The 5,944-nt window shown below is 74.1% G+C and carries 5 protein-coding genes; all 5 read right to left on the reverse strand.

Going from position 1 to position 5,944, the window contains the following annotated elements; all coding sequences use genetic code 11:
- The coding region (gene thrB, locus G5C65_RS29445; protein ID WP_165302092.1) for a homoserine kinase at positions 1-943 on the reverse strand (943 nt) is incomplete at its 3' end.
- A 386-nt stretch (positions 944-1,329) separates the two neighbouring features.
- The gene (gene thrC / locus G5C65_RS29450; RefSeq protein ID WP_165302095.1) at positions 1,330-2,424 is read right to left on the reverse strand and encodes a threonine synthase; all 1,095 of its coding nucleotides are present in this window, start codon (positions 2,422-2,424) and stop codon (positions 1,330-1,332) included.
- A gap of 34 nt (positions 2,425-2,458) precedes the next feature.
- Complete coding sequence (locus tag G5C65_RS29455) at positions 2,459-3,757, reverse strand: homoserine dehydrogenase (RefSeq protein ID WP_165302096.1); 1,299 nt, start codon at positions 3,755-3,757, stop codon at positions 2,459-2,461.
- Between the two features lie 120 nt (positions 3,758-3,877).
- Positions 3,878-5,278, reverse strand: a complete 1,401-nt coding sequence (gene lysA / locus G5C65_RS29460) for a diaminopimelate decarboxylase (protein ID WP_165302093.1) — start codon at positions 5,276-5,278, stop codon at positions 3,878-3,880.
- Positions 5,279-5,302: 24 nt separating this feature from the next.
- The coding region (locus tag G5C65_RS29465) for a DALR anticodon-binding domain-containing protein (RefSeq protein ID WP_165302094.1) at positions 5,303-5,944 on the reverse strand (642 nt) is incomplete at its 5' end.

Genomic DNA, 5,944 nt, shown 5'->3' on the forward strand with positions numbered 1-5,944 from the left:
CCCCCTCCCGACCGCCCGTGCCGCCCGTGCTGAGCGGCAGGACGCTCGCCCCTGCGGCGTCAAGGGCCAGCCTGTTCGCCGTCCAGCCCTCCCCCGCCAGCCGGGACACCTTGTCCGCCTCGCCCTGGTCCGCGGCCAGCGCCAGCACCGTGGGCCCGGCCCCGGAGACGACCGCGGGGACGCCGTCGGCGCGCAGCCGGGTCACCAGGTCGGCGCTCTGCGGCATCGCCGGAGCACGGTACTCCTGGTGCAGCCGGTCCTCCGTCGCCGCCAGCAGCAGCTCGGGGCGCCGGGTGAGGGCCTCGACCAGCAGCGCGGCGCGGCCCGCGTTGAAGGCGGCGTCGACGTGCGGGACGGTGCGCGGCAGCAGGCCGCGCGCGGTCCGGGTCTGCAGCGGCCACGCGGGCACGAAGACCACCGGGACGAGGGACGCGGCGGGCTCCAGCCGGATCGCACGCGCGGCCCCCGCGTCCGTCCACGCCAGCGTGAGGCCGCCCAGCAGGCAGGCGGCGACGTTGTCCGGGTGGCCCTCGATCTCGGTGGCCAGTTCCAGCAGCGCGGTGTCGTCCAGCCGGGCCTCGCCTCCGGTGGTGACCGCGCGGGCCGCCATCACCCCCGCGCAGATGGCGGCGGAGGAGGAGCCGAGGCCGCGCCCGTGCGGGATGCGGTTGGCGCAGACGACCTCCAGCCCGCGCGGCTGGCCGCCCAGCAGCTCGAAGGCGGTGCGCAGGGAGCGTACGAGCAGGTGGCTCTCGTCGCGGGGCAGGCTGTCGGCGCCCTCGCCCGCGATGTCGATGTGCAGCCCGGCGTCGGCGACGCGGACGACGACATCGTCGTACAGCCCCAGGGCCAGGCCCAGGGCGTCGAACCCGGGGCCGAGGTTGGCGCTGGAGGCAGGCACACGTACCCGGACGGCGGCGGCGCGGAAGGCGGGACCGGCCATCTCCCGATGACTCTCCTTGGTTTGGTTGCGGCAGCCTTGGTCTGGTGGCAGCACCCCTGGAACCGCGGCAGCGGGCCGGACCGGTCACGGCTCCCGAAACCAGCAAGGGGGGTGTTCGCGAGCCGGGGTGAATCCCGGGGTGAATCTCAGCCTATCGAAGGAAGGTTCAGTGGCGACATAGGGCGCACGGGAGGCGCACGATGCGTGTCGCAAGCGGTCCCGTGCCCCAGGGAGTCCTGACGGCAGCGACGGGGGCGTCCCGCCAGGGGCGCGGGGAACTGCGCGACCAGCCGCACATCACCCGCACCCCGCAACGCGCGCACGGGGCAGCCCGTACCCAGCAGGACCCCACCGGGCACGGGCCGGGCCGGGCACGCCCCGGCCCCCTAGGCCAGCCCCAGCTGCCGGGCCGCCGTGTCGGCGTCCACCGGAACCGTGATGGGCTGTGGCGCACCCGCCACGGCCCAGTCCGGATCCTTCAGGCCGTTGCCGGTGACCGTGCACACGACCCGCTGCCCCGGGGCCAGCTCGCCCTCCTCCGCGGCCTGCAGCAGGCCCGCGACCGAGGCGGCCGAGGCGGGCTCCACGAAGACGCCCTCCTGCGCGGCCAAGAGCCGGTAGGCCCGCAGGATCTGACGGTCGGTCACGGCCCGGATGGCGCCGCCGGACTCGTCCCGCGCCTGCTCGGCCGGCTTCCAGGAGGCCGGGTTGCCGATCCGGATCGCGGTGGCGATGGTGCTCGGCTCCGCGACCGGCGCGCCGCGCACGATGGGCGCGGAGCCGGACGCCTGGAAGCCCCACATCCGGGGGGTGCGGGTGGCGGGGCCGTCCGCCGCGTACTCCTGGTAGCCCTTCCAGTACGCCGTGATGTTCCCGGCGTTGCCCACCGGGAGGACGTGGAGGTCCGGCGCGTCCCCCAGCATGTCCACGATCTCGAAGGCCGCCGTCTTCTGGCCCTCGATCCGGGACGGGTTCACCGAATTCACCAGTGCGACGGGGTATTTCTCGGAGAGCCCGCGGGCCAGCCGCAGACAGTCGTCGAAGTTGCCGTCCACCTGGAGGATCTGGGAGCCGTGCACCAGCGCCTGACCCATCTTGCCCAGTGCGATCTTGCCCTGCGGGACCAGTACGGCGCAGACCATCCCGGCCCGTACGGCGTAGGCGGCCGCCGAGGCCGAGGTGTTGCCCGTGGAGGCGCAGATGACGGCCTGGGCGCCGTCCGCCCTTGCCTTTGTGATCGCCATCGTCATGCCGCGGTCCTTGAAGGAGCCGGTGGGGTTGGCCCCCTCGACCTTCAAGTGGACCTCGCAGCCGGTCTGTTCGGACAGCACCCGCGCGGGAACGAGCGGAGTGCCTCCCTCACGGAGCGTCACGGGAACGGTGTCCGCGCCGACCGGGAGCCGGCCCCGGTACTCCTCGATGATGCCGCGCCACTGATGGGTGGCCGGTCCGCCGACGGGCTGCCCGGCGGCGCCGGGCATTCGGCCCGGCGAGGAATCCATCACGGTCACTTTCCTACTCTCCTTCGACCCGCATGATGCTGGCGACACCGCGCACGGTGTCGAGTTGACGCAGCGCCTCGACGGTCGCGCCGAGCGCGGCGTCCGGCGCGTGGTGGGTGACCACGACGAGCCAGGCCCCGTCGTGCCCGCCGTCCTTGCCCTTCTGGCGCACGGTGTCGATGGAGACCCCGTGCTCCGCGAAGACCGCGGCGACCTGGGCGAGGACGCCCGGGATGTCGGCCACGTCGAGGCTGATGTGGTAGCGCGTGACCACCTCGCCCATCGGCGAGACCGGCAGCTGGGTGTAGGCGGACTCGCCGGGCCCCTTCGCCCCGTTCAGCTTGTTCCGGCAGGCCGCCACCAGGTCCCCGAGCACGGCGGACGCGGTGGGCGAGCCGCCCGCGCCCGGCCCGTAGAACATCAGCCGGCCCGCGGCCTCGGCCTCCACGAACACCGCGTTGTACGCCTCGCGCACCGAGGCCAGCGGGTGGCCCAGCGGGATCATCGCGGGGTGCACCCGGGCGGTCACGGAGCGGCCGTCGACGGCGCGCTCGCAGATGGCCAGCAGCTTCACCGTGCAGCCCATGCGTTTCGCCGAGGCGATGTCGGCGGCCGTGACCTCGGTCAGCCCCTCGCGGTGGACGTCGTCGAGCCGCACCCGGGTGTGGAAGGCGATACCGGCGAGGATGGCGGCCTTGGCGGCCGCGTCGAAGCCCTCGACGTCGGCGGTCGGGTCGGCCTCCGCGTAGCCGAGCGCGGTGGCCTCGTCCAGCGCCTCGCTGTAGCCGGCGCCGGTGGAGTCCATCCGGTCCAGGATGAAGTTCGTCGTGCCGTTGACGATGCCCAGCACCCGGTTGACCGTGTCGCCGGCGAGCGACTCGCGCAGCGGGCGCACCAGCGGGATGGCGGCGGCGACGGCGGCCTCGTAGAACAGGTCGGCGCCGTACTTCTCGGCCGCCTCGTGCAGCGCGGCGCCGTCCTCGGCGAGCAGCGCCTTGTTCGCGGTCACCACGCTGGCGCCGTGCTCGAAGGCGGAGGTGATCAGGGTGCGCGCGGGCTCGATCCCGCCGATCACCTCCACCACGGCGTCGACGTCCTCCCGGGCGGCCAGCGCGGCGGCGTCGGTGGTGACGAGGGACGGGTCGATCCCCTCGCGCACCCGGTCGGGCCTGCGCACCGCCACCCCGGCCAGCTCGACCGGGGCGCCGATGCGCTGGGCGAGGTCGTCCGCGTGCGCCGTCATGATGCGCGCCACCTCGGAGCCGACGACCCCACAGCCCAGCAGCGCCACCTTCAACGGACGCGTACGCATCATCTGACCTCGTTTTCCGTCTGTTCTTCCGTCTGTGCCCTCGCATGGAGGATGGTCCCAAGTCTCACGTACCGAGCGGGAGAATCCACGCGGGTACCAGTATGTGGGACTCAGATCTCGCTAGCCGACATCGAGCCGCAGCAGATCCTCCTCCGTCTCCCGCCGGACGATCACCCGTGCGGCGCCGTCCCGGACGGCGACGACCGGCGGGCGCAGGGCGTGGTTGTAGTTGCTCGCCATCGAACGGCAGTACGCACCCGTCGCGGGCACGGCCAGCAGGTCGCCGGGGCCCAGATCGGCGGGCAGGAACGCGTCCCGCACCACGATGTCACCGCTCTCGCAGTGCTTGCCGACGACCCGGCTGAGCATGGGAGGCGCCGGGGAGGAACGGGAGACGAGCGCCACGCTGTACTCCGCGTCGTACAGCGCGGTGCGGATGTTGTCCGACATGCCGCCGTCCACGCTGACGTACGTGCGCAGGCCCTCCAGCTCCTTGAGCGTGCCCACCTCGTACAGCGTAAACGCGGTCGGGCCGACGATGGCCCGCCCCGGCTCCACGGACAGCCGCGGCACCGCCAGCGCGGCGCCCTCACACTCCCGGGTGACGATGTCGCGCAGCGCCTTGGCGATGTCGTGCGGCTCGGCGGGGTCGTCCTCGGAGGTGTACGCGATGCCCAGGCCGCCCCCGAGGTCGATCTCCGGCAGCTCGATCCCGTGCTCGTCGCGGACCTCGGCCAGCAGCCCGACGACCCGCCGCGCCGACACCTCGAACCCGGCCATGTCGAAGATCTGCGAGCCGATGTGCGAGTGGATGCCGGTCAGCTCCAGGCTGTCGAGCTGCAGCACCCGGCGCACGGCCTCGGCCGCCTGCCCCTCGGCGAGCGCCAGACCGAACTTCTGATCCTCGTGCGCCGTCGCGATGAACTCGTGCGTATGCGCCTCGACACCGACCGTGACCCTCAGCTGCACCCGCTGCCGCACCCCGAGCCGCGCGGCGGTGTGCGCGACGCGGACGATCTCCTGGAAGGAGTCCAGCACGATCCGGCCGACACCGGCGCCGACGGCCCGCTCGATCTCGTCCTGCGACTTGTTGTTGCCGTGCAGCGCGATCCGCTCGGCGGGCATCCCGGCCCCGAGCGCGGTCGCCAGCTCGCCGCCGGAGCAGACGTCGAGGTTCAGCCCCTCCTCGTGCAGCCAGCGGACGACGGCGCGGCAGAGGAACGCCTTGCCGGCGTAGAAGACGTCGGCGTCGGCGCCGAAGGCGTCGCGCCAGGCGCGGCAGCGGGCGCGGAAGTCGGTCTCGTCGAGCACATAGGCGGGCGTACCGAACTCGTGCGCGAGCTTCCGTACGTCGATCCCTCCCACGGTGACGGCCCCCTCGGGGGTCCGCCGTACGGTCTGCGCCCAGACCCGGGGGTCCAGCGCGTTGAGGTCGGCGGGCGGCGCGGTGCTTCCGGCGGAGCGCCCCTCGGGCAGCACATCGGCGTGCCGGGGGCCTGCGGGGTGTGCGGAACGGCTCATGACTCGTGGTGGTCCCTCTGGTACTCAGATACGGGCGGGGGCGGTGACGCCGAGCTGGGCCAGGCCGCCGGCCAGCACCGCGCCGGTGGCCTCGGCGAGGGCCAGCCGGCCGCGGTGGGCGGCCCCGGGTTTCTCGTCACCGGCGGGCAGCGGGGGGCAGGCGTCGTGGAAGTCGAAGAAGGCCCCGGCAACGGCGTCGAGATGCCGGGCCAGCGCACCGGGCTCCGTGACCCGGGCCCGGTCGGCGAGGAGCGCGAGCAGCGCGGCGGAGCGCCCGCCGCCCCCGCCCCCGGAGCCGGCACCGAAGGCGGCCTCGGGGACGGGGTCGGCACCGGGGACGGCCCCCTCCACGTCCACACACCCGGCGTCGGGCAGCACGCCGACCTCCCGCCCGTACCGCAGCAGCGCCTGGGTGCGGGCGTACGCGTACTGCACGCGGAAGAGGGAACTGGCGCGAGCGGTCCGCACGGCCAGCCGGGCTGCCGGCTCCCCGGTGGCGGCGGCCCAGCGCGGAATGTCGACGCCCGGCCGGTCACACGGGCTGGGCCCGGTCCCGGACGCGGCCAGCTCCCGTACGAGGGCGCACCGGGCCCCGCGCTCCAGGGTGACGTTCACGAACCCCGGACCGACCACCCGGGCCTGAGCGATCCCGGCCTCCCCCAGCAG

This window comes from Streptomyces boncukensis, assembly GCF_011045075.1.
GTDB lineage: Bacteria > Actinomycetota > Actinomycetes > Streptomycetales > Streptomycetaceae > Streptomyces > Streptomyces boncukensis.

Bases quoted from the DNA above. Each gene is read 5' to 3' on its own strand.
- thrC (WP_165302095.1), bottom strand. From the start codon at position 2,424: ATGCCCGGCGCCGCCGGGCAGCCCGTCGGCGGACCGGCCACCCATCAG.
- G5C65_RS29455 (WP_165302096.1), bottom strand. From the start codon at position 3,757: ATGCGTACGCGTCCGTTGAAGGTGGCGCTGCTGGGCTGTGGGGTCGTC.
- lysA (WP_165302093.1), bottom strand. From the start codon at position 5,278: ATGAGCCGTTCCGCACACCCCGCAGGCCCCCGGCACGCCGATGTGCTG.